The organism is Devosia sp. Root635 (assembly GCF_001427605.1).
Taxonomy (GTDB): Bacteria; Pseudomonadota; Alphaproteobacteria; order Rhizobiales; family Devosiaceae; genus Devosia.
Genome location: NZ_LMGZ01000018.1, coordinates 159,074 through 174,243 on the forward strand (window position 1 = coordinate 159,074; position 15,170 = coordinate 174,243).

General features: G+C 64.0%; 18 protein-coding genes. 13 read left to right on the forward strand and 5 right to left on the reverse strand.

The features are described 5' to 3' along the window. Positions 1-87: 87 nt before the first annotated feature. Complete coding sequence (locus ASD80_RS09985) at positions 88-1,299, reverse strand: NADP-dependent isocitrate dehydrogenase (RefSeq protein ID WP_056232754.1); 1,212 nt, start codon at positions 1,297-1,299, stop codon at positions 88-90. Positions 1,300-1,441: 142 nt separating this feature from the next. On the opposite strand from ASD80_RS09985, the gene ASD80_RS09990 reads away from it, so the two are divergent. Beyond that, a complete protein-coding gene (locus ASD80_RS09990; protein WP_056232216.1) occupies positions 1,442-1,858 on the forward strand; it encodes a MarR family winged helix-turn-helix transcriptional regulator in 417 nt (138 codons plus the stop codon). Positions 1,859-1,908: 50 nt separating this feature from the next. Continuing rightward, on the forward strand, positions 1,909-3,195 hold the full coding sequence (gene fabF / locus ASD80_RS09995) for a beta-ketoacyl-ACP synthase II (RefSeq protein WP_056232219.1): 1,287 nt from the start codon (positions 1,909-1,911) through the stop codon (positions 3,193-3,195). A gap of 3 nt (positions 3,196-3,198) precedes the next feature. On the opposite strand, the gene ASD80_RS10000 is transcribed toward fabF, so the two are convergent. Continuing rightward, the gene (locus ASD80_RS10000) at positions 3,199-3,534 is read right to left on the reverse strand and encodes a TfoX/Sxy family protein (RefSeq protein WP_056232221.1); all 336 of its coding nucleotides are present in this window, start codon (positions 3,532-3,534) and stop codon (positions 3,199-3,201) included. Next, positions 3,531-3,974 (reverse strand): GFA family protein, encoded by a 444-nt coding sequence (locus ASD80_RS10005; RefSeq protein ID WP_056232223.1) that lies wholly within the window; start codon positions 3,972-3,974, stop codon positions 3,531-3,533. The genes ASD80_RS10000 and ASD80_RS10005 overlap by 4 nt, the downstream gene beginning before the upstream one ends. Positions 3,975-4,069: 95 nt before the next feature. Between ASD80_RS10005 and ASD80_RS10010 the strand changes: the two genes are divergently transcribed. The 6 genes from ASD80_RS10010 to rpsD all read left to right on the forward strand — a co-directional run bounded on the left by ASD80_RS10010 (position 4,070) and on the right by rpsD (position 8,740). After that, a complete protein-coding gene (locus ASD80_RS10010; RefSeq protein WP_056232226.1) occupies positions 4,070-4,666 on the forward strand; it encodes a GNAT family N-acetyltransferase in 597 nt (198 codons plus the stop codon). A gap of 107 nt (positions 4,667-4,773) precedes the next feature. Then, positions 4,774-5,370 carry a GNAT family N-acetyltransferase gene (locus ASD80_RS10015; RefSeq protein ID WP_056232229.1) on the forward strand — a complete coding sequence of 199 codons (597 nt, stop codon included), beginning with the start codon at positions 4,774-4,776 and terminating at the stop codon, positions 5,368-5,370. A 57-nt stretch (positions 5,371-5,427) separates the two neighbouring features. Further along, complete coding sequence (locus ASD80_RS10020) at positions 5,428-6,231, forward strand: RNA methyltransferase (RefSeq protein WP_056232231.1); 804 nt, start codon at positions 5,428-5,430, stop codon at positions 6,229-6,231. Between the two features lie 124 nt (positions 6,232-6,355). Further along, positions 6,356-7,594, forward strand: a complete 1,239-nt coding sequence (locus ASD80_RS10025) for an MFS transporter (RefSeq protein WP_056232234.1) — start codon at positions 6,356-6,358, stop codon at positions 7,592-7,594. Positions 7,595-7,604: 10 nt separating this feature from the next. Beyond that, positions 7,605-7,901, forward strand: coding sequence for a DUF1330 domain-containing protein (locus ASD80_RS10030; RefSeq protein ID WP_056232242.1), 297 nt, complete (start codon positions 7,605-7,607; stop codon positions 7,899-7,901). A 221-nt stretch (positions 7,902-8,122) separates the two neighbouring features. Continuing rightward, positions 8,123-8,740, forward strand: coding sequence for a 30S ribosomal protein S4 (rpsD, locus tag ASD80_RS10035; protein WP_056232244.1), 618 nt, complete (start codon positions 8,123-8,125; stop codon positions 8,738-8,740). A 75-nt stretch (positions 8,741-8,815) separates the two neighbouring features. On the opposite strand, the gene ASD80_RS10040 is transcribed toward rpsD, so the two are convergent. Continuing rightward, positions 8,816-10,207, reverse strand: coding sequence for an SbmA/BacA-like family transporter (locus ASD80_RS10040; RefSeq protein WP_056232247.1), 1,392 nt, complete (start codon positions 10,205-10,207; stop codon positions 8,816-8,818). A gap of 167 nt (positions 10,208-10,374) precedes the next feature. Between ASD80_RS10040 and ttcA the strand changes: the two genes are divergently transcribed. The 5 genes from ttcA (at position 10,375) to ASD80_RS10065 (ending at position 13,623) form a co-directional block, all read left to right on the forward strand. Next, positions 10,375-11,238, forward strand: a complete 864-nt coding sequence (gene ttcA / locus ASD80_RS10045; RefSeq protein WP_056232250.1) for a tRNA 2-thiocytidine(32) synthetase TtcA — start codon at positions 10,375-10,377, stop codon at positions 11,236-11,238. 11 nt (positions 11,239-11,249) lie between these two features. Next, positions 11,250-12,053, forward strand: a complete 804-nt coding sequence (locus ASD80_RS10050; RefSeq protein WP_082555187.1) for an inositol monophosphatase family protein — start codon at positions 11,250-11,252, stop codon at positions 12,051-12,053. A 103-nt stretch (positions 12,054-12,156) separates the two neighbouring features. Then, positions 12,157-12,471 carry an ArsR/SmtB family transcription factor gene (locus ASD80_RS10055; RefSeq protein ID WP_056232255.1) on the forward strand — a complete coding sequence of 105 codons (315 nt, stop codon included), beginning with the start codon at positions 12,157-12,159 and terminating at the stop codon, positions 12,469-12,471. Beyond that, a complete protein-coding gene (locus ASD80_RS10060) occupies positions 12,468-12,806 on the forward strand; it encodes an SRPBCC family protein (RefSeq protein ID WP_056232259.1) in 339 nt (112 codons plus the stop codon). Before ASD80_RS10055 ends, ASD80_RS10060 begins: the two co-directional genes overlap by 4 nt. 193 nt (positions 12,807-12,999) lie before the next feature. After that, positions 13,000-13,623, forward strand: coding sequence for an ATP-dependent Clp protease proteolytic subunit (locus ASD80_RS10065; RefSeq protein ID WP_056232261.1), 624 nt, complete (start codon positions 13,000-13,002; stop codon positions 13,621-13,623). 220 nt (positions 13,624-13,843) lie between these two features. Here the strand turns inward: ASD80_RS10065 and ASD80_RS10070 are convergent, their stop codons facing one another. Next, positions 13,844-15,097: a multidrug effflux MFS transporter gene (locus tag ASD80_RS10070; RefSeq protein ID WP_056232264.1), complete on the reverse strand. Its 1,254-nt coding sequence runs from the start codon at positions 15,095-15,097 to the stop codon at positions 13,844-13,846. Positions 15,098-15,170: the final 73 nt, after the last annotated feature.

Genomic DNA, 15,170 nt, shown 5'->3' on the forward strand with positions numbered 1-15,170 from the left:
GCAAGGCACATTCATGTGCCTATGGCGAAAATGAAAAAGGCCGGGTCGCAAAACCCGGCCTTTCAAATTCACATGTGGCGGAATGGCTTACGCCATGGCCTTCTGCAGGTTCTGGTCGATGGCGTCGAGGAAGCCCAGGGTCGAGAGCCACGGCTGGTCGGGACCGACCAGCAGGCTCAGGTCCTTGGTCATCTTGCCTTCCTCGATCGTGTCGACGGTGACCTTTTCCAGCGTCGCGGCGAACTTGGCCAGCGCCTCGTTGTCGTCGAGCTTGGCGCGGTGGGCCAGGCCGCGGGTCCAGGCGAAGATCGAGGCAGTCGAGTTCGTGGAGGTTTCCTTGCCCTGCTGGTGCTGGCGGTAGTGACGGGTCACCGTTCCGTGGGCGGCTTCGGCTTCGACGATCTTGCCGTCGGGCGTGGCCAGGACCGAAGTCATCAGGCCGAGCGAGCCGAAGCCCTGCGCCACGATGTCGGACTGCACGTCGCCGTCATAGTTCTTGCAGGCCCAGACGTAACCGCCGGACCACTTGAGGGCCGAGGCGACCATGTCGTCGATCAGGCGGTGCTCGTACCAGATCTTCTTGGCTTCGAACTTTTCCTTGAATTCGGCCTCGTAGATTTCCTGGAAGATATCCTTGAAGCGCCCGTCATAGGCCTTGAGGATGGTGTTCTTGGTGCTGAGATACACCGGCACGCCGCGGGCGAGGCCGTAGTTGAAGCTCGAATAGGCAAAGTCGCGGATCGAGTCGTCCAGGTTGTACATGGCCATGGCCACGCCGGCGCCGGGCGCCTGGAACACTTCGTGCTCGATGACCTTGCCGTCTTCGCCGGTGAACTTGATGGTCAGCGTGCCCTTGCCGGGGAAGGTGAAGTCGGTGGCGCGGTACTGGTCGCCGAAGGCATGGCGGCCGACGATGATCGGCTGGGTCCAGCCGGGCACCAGGCGCGGCACGTTCTTGCAGATGATGGGTTCGCGGAAGATCACGCCGCCCAAAATGTTGCGGATGGTGCCGTTGGGCGACTTCCACATCTTCTTGAGGCCGAATTCCTCGACGCGCTGCTCATCGGGGGTGATGGTGGCGCATTTGATGCCGACGCCGTACTTCTTGATGGCATTGGCGCTGTCGATGGTGATCTGGTCGTTGGTGGCGTCGCGGCTTTCCACGCTCAGGTCATAATATTCGATCGGCAGGTCGAGATAGGGATGGATGAGCTTGTCCTTGATCGCCTGCCAGATGATCCTTGTCATCTCGTCGCCGTCGAGATCGACGACCGGATTGGCGACTTTGATCTTGCTCATCGGAAACATCTCCCTGAATTCCACATATGGCCGTCTGGCCTTCGGCGAGCCCTATAGCATCGGCGCGCGGCAGCGCAAAGCGGGCAAAGGGCAAGGGGGCATGCCGTTGACATCGTGCATATACACGCTTACCTGAGCAAGCATGAAGGATGACTTCGATCTCTGCATGGTGCTGAACACCCGCATGGCGGCACGAGCCGTCACGCGGCGGGTCGATCACAAGCTGCGCCCCTACGGCGTCACCGGCGCCCAGTTCACCATTCTGGGTTCGCTCCGCAACCATCCAGGCCGCTCGGTAACGGAGATGGCGGAGGCCATCGCCATGGATCGCACGACGCTGTCGCGCAATCTTGCTTTGCTCGAACGCAAGCGCCTCGTTTCCGCCACGCCCGCCGCCCATGGCAATGGCCGTATCGGCGCCGTCACGGAGGCGGGCCGCAAGGTCATTGATGACCTGCTGCCAGAATGGCGCAAGGCGCAGGCGGAATTGCGCAGCCTGCTGTCCGATCCCGATTTCGACACCATGATCGCCGGTCTCCGGCAACTGTCCCGCGTCTAGCCCCGTTCTCGGCGCAACCGCCGCCGTGCCCGAACACACTGGAGAAACCCATGCTGAAGCCCGATCCCGCCGATCCCATCGTTGTCACCGGCATGGGCGCCGTCAGCCCGCTGGGCGTCGGCGTCGAGGCGCTGTGGCAGGGCCTCGTCAGCGGGCGCAGCGGTATTGTCCACAACGATCGCTTCGATACCGGTGAGTTCGTCGCCCACATTGCCGGGCTGGTGCCCGCCAAGCCGGCCGATCCCAATGGCTTTGATCCCGCCGACTTCATCGACGGCAAGGAGATCAAGAAGATGGACCTGTTCATCCAATATGCCATCGGCGCTGCCAGCGAGGCGCTGGACCAGGCCGGCTGGCACCCCACCGCGCTCGAGGATCAGTTGGCCACCGCCACCATCATCGGCTCCGGCGTCGGGGGTTCGCCGGTCATGGCCCGCGCGGTGGAAATCATCCAGACCAAGGGACCGCGCCGGCTGTCGCCGTTCACCGTGCCCTCGTTCCTCGCCAACCTGGCGGCCGGCTGGCTGTCCATCCTCCATAGCTTCCGCGGCCCCATCGGCACGCCGGTCACCGCCTGTGCCGCCTCGGCCCAGGCTATCGGCGACGGCATGCGCCTGATCATGACCGGCGAGGCCGAAGTCGCCGTGGTCGGCGGCGCCGAAGGCTCGGTCGATCCCATTTCCATCGGCGGCTTCGGCGCCTCGCGCGCCTTGAGCCCCAGCCATGCCGGCGAACCGCACAAGGCCTCACGCCCCTTCGACAAGGGCCATGACGGCTTCGTGCTGGCCGAAGGCGCCGCCGTGCTGGTTATCGAAAAGCTCAGCCACGCTTTGGCGCGCGGGGCGAAACCGCTGGCCGTGGTGGCCGGCTACGGCACCTCGGCAGATGCCTATCACCTGACGGCCGGTTCACCCGATGGCGCCGGGGCGCAGGTCGCCATGCGCAATGCGCTGGCCATGGCCGGCGTCGATCAGCGCCAGGTCGGCTATGTCAACGCCCACGCCACGTCCACAGCCGTCGGCGACACCGCCGAAATCGCCGGCATCGCCGCCGTCTTTCCCGGCCGGGGCAAGGATCTGGCGGTTTCCTCCACCAAGTCGGCCACCGGCCACCTGCTGGGGGCCGCCGGCGCGCTCGAAGCCATCATTTCGGTCAAGGCACTGCGCGAAGGCCTGCTGCCGCCCACCATCAATCTCGATGACCCGGTGGAAGAAGCCGATATTTTCGACCTGGTGCCCAATGTCGCCAAGCCCAAGCCCATCGACTACGCATTGTCGAATTCGTTCGGCTTCGGTGGTGTCAATGCGGCTCTGGTCTTCGGCAAGGCGCCGGCCTGACCGCTATTTTGCCGGCAGGGTATCGACGAAGCTGCGGGCCAGCACGATCCAGTCGCGCAGCACGTCATCCTCCTCCAGCACGTCGCCGGTCACTTCGATGAAGCCCGACATGGTCCTGCCGCCCATGGTCATGGGTCGGGCGCCGGGCCGGGCGAGGGCGTCCGCATGGCCGTCCTTGCCCACCCGCACCAGCATGCCGCCATCCTTCATCGGGCAGACCAGCATGTTGCCATTGAGCATGAAGCAGCGGCCCCCGAACATCCGCTGCTCGGCGACGGCCGGATGCAGCCCGAGATGCTCGCGGATGCGGTCGGACAGTTCCTCGGAGGCGAGACTCATCTTGCCGCGCCCTGCCGGTAGGTTTCATGTCGGGGCAGGTGGTCGGCAATGAGGTCCCAGGCCTGCCGGCTGCGGGCGAAGATCAGTTGGTTGGGCTCGAACCAGTCATTCTGCCCGGCGAAGAACCCCACCGGGATCATCCGCATGTCGGGCGCACGCGAGGATTGGCCATAGAGTGGCGTGCCGCAGTCGGGGCAGAAGTATCGCGTGAAGGTCGCGCCGGAGTTGCTTGGCCGATCGAAGGATTTCGCTACGCCATCAAGTTGCAACGCCGCCGCCGGCACCAGCGCCACCGTCGCATGGCCCGATCCGGTGGCCCGCTGGCAATCGAGGCAGGAGCACATCAGCATCGAGACCACCGGCCCGCGGACCGATAGGCCCACGCTGCCGCAGGCGCATCTGGCGGTGAGATCGACAAGGGGGCGTTCGCTGCTGCTCATGGGCTGAGGCTGGCACGCGGTTTCCACACCGGCAAGGGGTTGGTCTTGCCTTTGTGCGCCGCAGTGGCGACAGTATTGCGCCAGCGAGGGGAGGCATGCCGCTCTATCCCGACTACCCGATCGCCACCGACCGGTTGACGCTGCGGCCCTTCACACGGGGGGACGTCGATGCCGTCTACGCCTACCGGCGCCGCGAGGACGTGGCGCGCTATCTCTTCGATGTCGCCCTGAGCCGGGAGGAATGCGCCCTGGCGGTGCAGCAGCGCATCGGCCAGGTGGCGCTCGAAGGCGATGGCGACAAGATCATCCTGGCCGTGGACCTCACCAAGACCGGCAGCGTTGTCGGCGAGGTCTCCCTGATCCTGCGCAGCGCCGATGCGCGGCAGGCCGAGGTCGGCTGGATTTTCGATCCGGAATACCAGGGACAGGGCTACGCCACCGAGGCGGCCACCGCCATACTCGATCTGGCATTCGGCGCCGGTGACATCCACCGTGTCGCCGCCCGCTGCGACACGCGCAACGATGCCTCCTGGCGGCTCATGGAGCGGCTCGGGATGCGGCGCGAGGCGCATTTCCGCGAGCACGCCCTGTTCAAGGGGGCGTGGGACGAAGAGTATATCTATGCCATGCTGCGCCGCGAGTGGCTGGGTCGGGAGAGCTCGTTTTCCGCCCCTTTGCGTGCCGGTCCGTGATCGCCGTCCATTAGTATTCTTTTCCAGCAGTGGCAGGAACTTCCGCGACTTTGGCGGCGTTGGGGGCTTTGGGCTTGCAACGACCATGCGGAGGGATCGCAGCTATCATGACGTCACTGATTTTGCCCATTCAAACCGACCGTCTGACCCTGCGAACCTTCGAACGCAGCGACATTGAAGGCCTCATGGCCTATCATGCGCTGCCCTCGGTGCAGCGCTACGTCTTCAGCCGTACGCGTGACCGCTCGGAGGTCCCAGACGCGCTCAACGTCATGCGTGGGCATGTGAGTCTGCAGCGTCCCGGCGATACCCTGACGCTGGCCGCGGTGCGCAGGGGCGACCAGGCGCTGATCGGGCATGTGGCCTTGCATTGGTCCGATGCCACCGCGGGGCAGGGTGAAGTGCGTTTCGTCGTCAATCCCGTCCATGCGGGCCAGGGCTATGCTGGCGAAGCGCTGGGCGCTCTGTTCGATCTGGCCTTCGATCATTTCCGCATTCACCGGGTCTTTGCCCGCAGCGACGGGCGCAACCATCATTCCATCAAGCTGATGCAGCAACTGGGCATGCGGCTCGAGGCGCACTACCGCGAACACGCCCTGTTCCAGGGCGAATGGGACGAGGAATTGCATTTCGCAATTCTCGACCGCGAATGGCAGCGATCGACCAAGGTCAAGGACTTGCCGGTACGCAATCGCGTCGCCTGAATTGCCTTGGGCCGGCGAAAGGGGCTATGAGCGCCTGATCTTTCTGGATTGGGTGATATGGCCGGAACCGACACATCCCTCAAAATCGAGCTGCGGGCGTCGCCGGCGGTGATCCTGTGCGAGCCGCAACTGGGCGAGAATATCGGCACGGCGGCGCGGGCCATGGCCAATTTCGGCCTTTGGGACCTGCGCCTGGTGCGGCCCCGCGACGGCTGGCCCAACGAGCGGGCCGTTGCCGCGGCCTCCCGCGCCGACCATGTCATCGAACGCGTCCGCGTCTTCGAGACGCTGGAAGAGGCCATTGCCGACCTGACGCTGGTTCTCGCCACCACCGCGCGCTCGCGCGACATGCAGAAGGAAGTCATCGGCCCTGATGAGGCCGCGCAGCGCATGGCGGCCCAGATCGGCATCGGCAAGGGTGTCGGCCTGCTGTTCGGTCGCGAAAAATGGGGCCTGCTCAACGAGGAAGTGGCGTTGGCCGACACCATCGTCACCCTGCCGGTCGAACCGGCTTTCGCTTCGCTCAATATTGCCCAGGCAGTGCTGCTGATGGCCTATGAGTGGCGGCGGCACAGCGATCTCGGCACCACGCTGCCATTCACCGATGCCATGGCCGAGGTGGCGCCACGCGAAGAACTGATCGGCCTCTTCGGTCATCTCGAAAGCACGCTGGACGGATCGGGCTTTTTTACCGCGCCCGACAAGCGTCCCACGGTCATCAACAACCTGCGCACCATGCTCGAGCGCGGCAAGTTCACCAGCCAGGAAATCCGCACCCTGCGCGGCGTCATCTCCTCCATCGACCGCCGCCACCAGCGGCCCAATCCCAACAGGCAGAAGAAGTCGGAGGAGCAGGGCTGACACCGTTGCCTCTCCCTTTGGGGGAGAGATCGGCGCGCAGCGCCGGGTGTGGGGGCCTTTACTCCCCCAAAGGGAAGGTGAAGAAGCCTTTGACTGCGACAAAACGCCGTGGCACTCCCAAGCCATGAGCACCGCCAATCCCGCCGAGCCGTCCCGCCTTGCCTTCAGCTATACCGGTTTCCGATTTTTCTGGCTGACCACCTTGCTGGTCAGCTTTGCCGTACAGATCATGTCGGTCTCCATCGCCTGGCAGATCTATGACGTCACCGGCAATGTGTTCCTGCTCGGGCTGGTCGGCCTCAGCCTGTTCCTGCCGGCGCTGCTGCTTATCCTGGTCACCGGCCTGACGGCCGACCGCTTCAATCGCCGGCTGATCATGGCAATCTGCCTGTCGGTCGAGCTGCTGTGTGCGCTGGGCTTTCTTGCCTTCGTCAATGCCGAGGCGCACGAGGTCTGGCCCATTTTCGGTATCCTGGTCGTGCTGGGCACGGCCCGCGCCTTCTGGGGACCGGCGGCGCAATCGCTGGCGCCCAACCTGGTGCCGCCTGAAGCGCTCAGCAACGCCATCACCGTCAATGCCTCTGCCTGGCAGGCCGCCTCGATCATGGGGCCGGCCGCCGGCGGGCTGCTCTACGGCATTGCCCCCACCGTCGCCTTCGGCACCGGCGCGACGCTGCTGCTGCTTGCGGTGGTCTGCGTGCTGCTGATTCCGCGCCCGGCACAGCGCGAGTCGCACCAGGCCACCAGCATCGAGACCATTTTCGGCGGCTTCCGCTATATTTTCTCCAACAAGGTGGTGCTTGGCGCCATTTCGCTCGACATGTTCGCGGTGCTGATGGGCGGCGCGGTGGCGCTGCTGCCGGTCTATGCCAAGGATATCCTGCATGCCGGGCCGCAGGAACTCGGCCTGTTGCGCGCTGCGCCGGGCATCGGCGCCATCATGATGGCGCTGTGGTTGACGCGCTTTCCCATTCGCGACCATGCCGGCAAGCTGCTGTTCCTGTTCGTCGGGCTTTTCGGTCTGTTCACGCTGGTCTTCGGGCTTTCGACCACGGTCTGGGTCTCCATTCCCGCGCTGGCGCTGGTCGGCGCCGCCGACATGGTCAGCGTCACCATTCGCGAGACCATCATGCAGCTCTGGACGCCCGAAGAGGTGCGCGGGCGGGTCAACGCGGTCAATTCGGTATTCATCGGGGCGTCCAATGAGCTGGGCGAATTCCGCGCCGGCACGGTGGCCCATTTCGTCGGGCCGGTCGCCGCGGTGGCCATCGGGGGCGTCGGCGCCATCGGCATCGCCATCATCTGGAGCCGTATTTTCCCCGCCTTGCGCGAGCAGCGCGGCCTCGACAAGAAAATGGCGTAGGAGGGCAGGGATGGCCAAGGGTTATTGGATCGCGCAGGTCGATGTCGAGGACATGGGCCGCTATAATGAATATAGCGCGGCCATCGATGCGACGCTGGCGCCGTTTGGCGGCCGGTTCCTGGTGCGGGGTGGGCGCCGCGAAGCCGTCGAAGGCGCCACGCGCCAGCGCGCCATCATCATCGAGTTCGACAGCTACGAGCTGGCGCTTGCCTGCTATCGCTCCCCCGCCTATCAGGCGATCATTCCGCTGCGGGCCGGCGCGGCCATCGCCGACATTGTCGTGGTCGAGGGCCAGGATGGGCTATAGACCCTCATCTGCTTGACTCCCGCGGCTTTCCGCTCTATCAGGCGCCCACCTATCCGGGCCGTCGGCCCATAGGCGCACCCGGGATTCCTCAAATATCTGGAGTCTGTCGGCTCTCCGCAAGGAGAGCAGAGGAGGGCGCGATCCATTCGTCAACCAGACGCATGGCCTTGTCCGAAAAGTCTGCAACTTTTCGGGGCCGTGCGTCGAGAAAAGGATACGCGATGTCGAAGCGTCATTCAGCCAAGTACAAGATCGATCGCCGTCTTGGCGAAAATATCTGGGGTCGTCCGAAGTCCCCGCTCAACGCCCGTGCCTATGGCCCCGGCCAGCATGGCCAGCGCCGCAAGGGCAAGCTGTCGGACTATGGTCTGCAGCTCCGCGCCAAGCAGAAGCTCAAGGGCTATTACGGCTCGGTCACTGAAAAGGCTTTCAAGAAGCTCTACACCGAAGCTGCCCGCGTCAAGGGCGACACCGGCGAGAACCTGATCGGCCTGCTCGAGAGCCGCCTGGACGCCGTGGTGTACCGCGCCAAGTTCGTTGCTACCGTGTTCGCCGCGCGCCAGTTCGTGTCGCACGGCCACATCCTGGTCAACGGCAAGCGCGTCAACATCCCGTCCTATCAGGTCAAGGTCGGCGACAAGGTCGAAGTGCGCGAGCGCTCCAAGCAGCTCACCGTGCTGATCGAAGCCACCCAGCTCGCCGAGCGTGACGTTCCCGACTATGTCGAGGTCGACCACAACAAGATGACCGCCACCTTCGCCCGCGTTCCGGCGCTGTCGGACGTGCCGTACCCGGTCCAGATGGAACCGAACCTGGTCGTCGAATTCTACTCGCGCTAAGCGAAGTCGAAATCAGAATTGGAAGGGCCGCTCCTCGGAGCGGCCCTTTTTGTTTTGCGGGAATGGACACCGGCGCTATTGCGCCGGCGTTGCGTCGCTGACGCTTTCCTTGATCGGCTCCTGATCCTTGGGGATGAAGCTTTCGAAAGTGCGCAGGCGCATCACCACCGACTGCAGCTCGACGATGACCGTCCAGGCGCGGGCGAAGAACTGGAACGAGCCGAACACCTGGCCGAAGGCGATCTGGATCTGCTGGTAGAGACCCATGGTCAGGGTGCCCGCCAGGATGGACGGCGCCATGATCAGCAGCGGCACATAGCCCACCATGTTGGTGTAGCCGTAGCGGGCGAGGTTGAAATAGGTGTAGTGGAAATAGAGCCGGAAATAGTTCTTCTGAACGCCGGCAAACAGCTCGCGGATCGTCGGCGGATCGGCCCGGTCGGCGTGTTCTTCACCGAACACCAGTTCCTTGCGGTAGGCGGCTTCGACCCTTTGGTTGGCGAAGTTGAGGCCGGGCAGCTTGATGCCGACCACGGCCAGCAGGGCCGTGCCGGCGGCTGCACCCACCAGCGCAACCCAGACAAGCCCGCCGGGTGTCGCGCCGAAAATCGGCAACTCACTGATATTGGCCGAGAGTTGCCAGAGCAGGGGCAGGAACACGACGAGGGTAATCAGCGAGTCGAAGAAGGCTGTTCCCAGATCTTCCATGATCTGGGCGAACCGCATCGTATCTTCCTGCACGCGCTGCGCGGCGCCCTCGGTAGTCCGGATTTGCGGCCAGTAGGCCATGTAGTAGAAGTTCATCGCCTTGCGCCAGCGGAATACATAGTGCGAGGTGTAGAAGGCCAGCGCCACCGATACGAGGATGCTGGGAATGGTGACAAGCACGATGGTCCAGGTCAGCCCGTAAAGCTGCTCCGGTGACACGGAGCCAGGTTGCGTGAGTGCCAGTTGGATCGTGTTGAAGAACGAGCCGGACCATTCGTTCACGAAGGCCGAGACCTGCACCTGGAAATAGATGATCAGCAGGATGACGGTGGAGGAGACCACCGACCACCAGTACCATTCATTGCGCTTATAGAAGTACCAGAAGACGCAGAAGATCAGCGCCGTCATCAGCACATACTGGTATAGCCATACCCGTTCAGCCGTCAGGAAGTTCAACTGCGATCCCGCTTCGGCAGCTGCCGTGGGGTTCGGACCGGCAGGTGCCTCGCTCGCCGTCGTCGCTGGCGCATTCGGATTGGCCTGCTCATCGCCGAGTACCGGGTCGCCAGTGGACTGCTGGGCGGCCACAGCCACCTCGTCTTCGACGGGTGCGGAAATGGCAGGGTGGGTGAAGCGGTCGATACTGATGACCGAGCGCAGCGGCTCACCGATGGCGAACCACAGCAGCACCGCCGCCAGCAGCCAGAGTGCGGCCGAGCTGAAGAAAATCTTGGGAACGGGAAAGAAAGATCGAAACACCGCGAGACTCCTGGGTGCCGAGGGGATGGCGTCATCTAACTGTCGCTTTTGGCGTAAAGCAAGGAACGGAAATTAATCTTCGGTAAGGTTTGCACCATCCGGTTTTCCTTCCCCTGCCGGCGATAGGGCGCTATCAGCTACGGCACTGACAGAAAGAGAGTTTCGCCATGAGTGACGTCATGGACGCCGCGCCCGTTGCCGACGACGAGGCCGGGGGGCACCCGATCTACGCCCATGCGCCGCGCAGCGGCGAATTCAACAAGCTGCGCAAGCGGCTGATCCGCAATATGCGCGAGGCGCTGGACAAGTTCGCCATGGTGCGGCCGGGCGAGAAGTGGCTGGTCGCCCTCAGCGGCGGCAAGGACAGCTATGGCCTGCTGGCGCTGCTGCTCGACCTCAAATGGCGCGGCATGCTGCCGGTGGAGCTGCTGGCCTGCAATCTCGACCAGGGCCAGCCGAACTTTCCCAAGCATATCCTGCCCGAATTCCTGACCGGGTTGGGGATCGATCATCGCATCGAATACAAGGACACCTATTCCATCGTCACCGACAAGCTGCCCGCCGGCGCGACCTATTGCTCGCTCTGTTCGCGGCTGCGCCGGGGCAATCTCTACCGCATCGCGCGGGAGGAGGGCTGTACGGCGCTGGTGCTGGGGCACCATCGCGACGATAGTCTCGAAACCTTCTTCATGAACATGTTCCATGGCGGCCGCCTCGCCGCCATGCCGCCGCGCCTGCTCAATGATGAGGGCGATATCGAAGTGCTGCGCCCGCTGATCTATTGCGCCGAGGACGACCTGCAACGCTTCTCCGACGCCATGGCCTTCCCGATCATCCCCTGCGACCTCTGCGGCAGCCAGGATGGGCTGGAACGCAATGCCATGAAGGCCATGCTGAGCGATATCGAGAAGCGCATGCCGGGCCGCAAGGATGTGATGATCCGCGCCCTGGGCAATATCAATGCCAGCCATATGCTGGATACCAAACTCTTCGACTTTGCCGGCCTCTTCGACAAAAGGACTGCCTTGTGACATCAGACATCATGGCGCTTGCCAATATCCTGCGCGACGCCGCCCGGGCCGAGGCCCTGCCGCGCTTCCGTCGGCTCGATACCAGCATGGTGAAGGTCAAGACCGAGGCCATCGACCTGGTGACCGAGGCCGATATCGCCACCGAAAACGTCATCAAGGCGCGCATTGCCCAATGGATGCCCGACGCCTTGTTCGTCGGCGAAGAATCGGTTGCCGCCGATCCGGCCCTGCTGCCGAAGCTGGCGACGGCCGATCTGGCGGTTGTCGTCGATCCCATCGACGGCACCGCCAATTATGCCGCCGGCCTGCCGCTGTTCGCCACCATGGCTTCGGTGGTGTCGAAGGGCGAAACCGTGGCCGGCATCATCTACGATCCGATGGGCGATGACTGGGTGATGGCCGAAAAGGGTGGCGGCGCCTGGCTGCGGCGTCCCGCTGGCGAGGCGGTTCGGCTCAATGTGGCAGCGCCGTTGCCGCTGGCGCAAATGGTGGGCACGTCGTCGGTGGCCTTCATGCCGGCTGCGTCGCGCCCGCAGGTGCTGTCCAATTTCGACAAGGTGCGCATGGTAGCCAATTTCCGCTGCGCCGGTCACGAATATCGCACCTTTGCTTCCGGCCATTCCCAGTTCCTCTGCTACAACAAGCTGATGCCGTGGGACCATCTGGCGGGCGTTCTCATCAGCCAGGAAGCGGGCGCCTATGCCGCGCGGCTGGATGGCGGGCCGTATCTGCCCAGCCATGTCGATGGCGGGCTGCTGGTGGCGATCAACCGTGACGCCTGGGCCGAGCTGCGCCGGGAAGTGTTTGTTTTCTAGGGGATACCTCTACTTCCAACTGCGCAGATGGCTGGTGACAGGGAGGCGCCGAGGCAAACGTCCCCCTTGCCACGACTCATAAGTCTGTGCTTATGTGTTGCGCATGAGCGATGCCGATATTTTCAAAGTTCTGGCCGATCCGACCCGCCGCGCCATGCTGGAGCGGCTGGCGGGGGCCGAGATGACGGCCACCGAGTTGCGCGAGGGCTTTGCCATTTCGCAGCCCGCCATGAGCCAGCATCTCGCAGTATTGCGCGGGGCCGGGCTGATCAGCGAGCGCCGCGACGGGCGCTATGTCAATTACCGCGTCGAAGCGGGCGGTATGGCGCCGCTGCATGAATGGCTGGCGCGCTATCGCGCCTTCTGGCCGAGCCGGATCGACGGGCTCAAGGACCTGCTCAAGGAGATGGACCAATGACCGAGACGGACGCGCTGGTGTTCGAATGTGCGCTCGATGCGCCGCCCGAAAAGGTCTGGCGGGCGCTCACCATTCCGCAATATCTCGAACGCTGGCTCAGGCCCGCGCAGGAAATCGACCTGGCGGTGGTCACATCAGAAGAGAACAAAAGCCTCACCTATCGCTGGCGGGAAGCCGGGGAGGGTGCCGTCATGGGGATGGAGGATAGTCTCGTCACCTTCGAGCTGACGCCCACCAGCGATGGCGGCACCTGGTTCCGGCTGACCCACGCACCGATGACCGTGCTGGTGGCGGCCAACAGCAATCTTGTCGGGCCGGTCATGCTGGCTGCTTAGCCTCGGCTCTGCCCACCCCTCCCCCTTGAGGGGAGGGTAGCGGCGCCTGGCCCGCAGGGCCCGGCAAAGCTGGGGAGGGGGTAGTTCTGTGGACTACTGATAGACCCCCTCCCTCAATCCCTCCCCTCAAGGGGGAGGGAGGCGAAAGACCTGCCGGACTTGGATTCAAATCATTCAACAGGAGAAATCGCCAATGCGCGACATGATGCAACTCGTCCCTATGGTCGTCGAACAGACCACACGCGGAGAGCGGAGCTTCGATATCTATTCCCGTCTGCTGCGGGAGCGGATCATCTTCGTCAATGGCGAGGTGGAGGACAACATGGCCAGCCTGGTCTGCGCCCAACTGCTGTTCCTTGAGGCGGAAAATCCCAAGAAGGAAATCTACCTCTATATCAACTCGCCGGGCGGCGTCGTGACCTCGGCCATGGCGATGTATGACACGATGCAGTTCATCAAGGCGCCGGTGGGCACGCTGTGCATGGGCATGGCCATGTCGGCCGGCTCGTTCCTGCTGATGGCGGGCGAACCGGGCACGCGCATCTGCCTGCCCAATGCCTCGATCATGCTGCACCAGCCATCAGGCGGCTATCAGGGCAAGGTGACCGATATCATGCTGCATGCCGAGGAGAGCCAGCGGCTCAAGCGCCGCATGCACAATCTCTATGCCAGGCATTGTGGCCGGACCTATGAAGAGGTCGAAGCCGCGCTGGAGCGGGACAATTTCATGACGCCCGAACAGGCCCGCGACTGGGGCCTGGTCGATCATGTGTATAGCGATCGCAGCCAGATCGAAGGCCCGGCGGCGGAGGGGTGACGAGCAGCAGGTTGCTGACCCTCCCCCTTGAGGGGAGGGTAGCGCCGCTCGGCCCAAAGGGCCGTAGCAGAGCTGGGGAGGGGGTGGCTTTGTGGTCCACTGATGGACCCCCTCCCTCGGTCCCTCCCCTCAAGGGGGAAGGAGGCGAACGAGCCGGGGCTCCCGGTGCATGAGTGAAGCGTCCGAAGTGACCCTCTCCCCCAAGGGGGAGGCGAGGGGATCAGTGCTCGCCCACAGGCGCTACCTCGCCATGGGCATATTGCTCGCCGACGCCGAACAGCCGGCCTTTTTCGGCGACCAGAATGCAGATCAGCGCCAGCGCACCCATGAGGAAATAGCCCGTCGCCGCGGGAATGGTGGTGCCGTTGAAATGCTGGCCGGTATAGCTGCCGATCAGCGCGCCACCCACGGTCTGGATGAAGCCGAACACGGCCGATGCCGTGCCGGCCACGGCGCCGAGCGGCTCCATGGAGAGCGAGTTCATGTTCGAGGCGGCCCAGCCGAAGCTGAACATGACGATGGCGAGCAGCGCGAAGAACAGCCAGAGCGGCAGGAAGCCGCTCATGGCAAAGGCCAGCCAGATGGCGCTGAAGCCGGTGAAGGACAGGATGGCGCCATGCGACAGCCGCCGCATGCCCAGCCGGCGCACGATGCGCGAATTAGTGAAGGAGGAAATCGCCATCAACCCCGCCATGGCCGCGAAGGCGACGGGGAAGTAGACGCCGAGCCCATAGATATCGACGTAAATCTGCTGGGCCGAGCTGATGAAGCCGAAGAGGGCGCCGAACAGGAACATGCCGGCCAGGCCGTAGGAAAAGGCCACGCGGTTGGTGAAGACAATGACGAAGCCGGCGAACACCGCCTTGAGGCTCAGCGGGCGGCGGGCGGCCACCGGCAGGGTCTCGGGCAGGCGAATATAGGTCCACAGCCAGAACACGGCGGCCAGCACGCCCATGAAGATGAAGATGGCCTGCCAGGGCCCGGTCAGCAGCAGCACCTGGCCGATGCCCGGCGCGACGATGGGGATGGCCATGAAGACCATGAAGGTCAGCGACATGACTTCGGCCATTTCACGGCCCGAATAGCGGTCACGCACGACGGCCGTGGCAATGACGCGCACGCTGGCGGCGCCCATGCCCTGGATGAAGCGCAGCACCAGCAGCACGGCAAAACTCGGCGCGAAGACGGCGGCAATGGCGGCCACGACATAGATGCCCATACCCACCAGCAGCGGCGCGCGCCGGCCGAAACGGTCGGTGAGCGGGCCGAAGCCGAGCACGGCAATGCCCATGCCCAGCATATAGGCGGCAATCACATATTGCCGCTCGTTCTCGCTCGTCACGCCAAGAGCCTCGCCCATATAGGGCAAAGCCGGCAGCATGACATCGATGGCCAGCGCATTGAGCGCCATCAGGGCAGCCATGAGGGCAATGAATTCGGGGCGCGAGAGAACCCGCGTGAAATGATCGGACATCAAAGGAACCTGGAATGGTGGTCGCCGCGAGAAACGGGCGCGGGGAAATAGGCGCGGACCATGTACCCGCAAG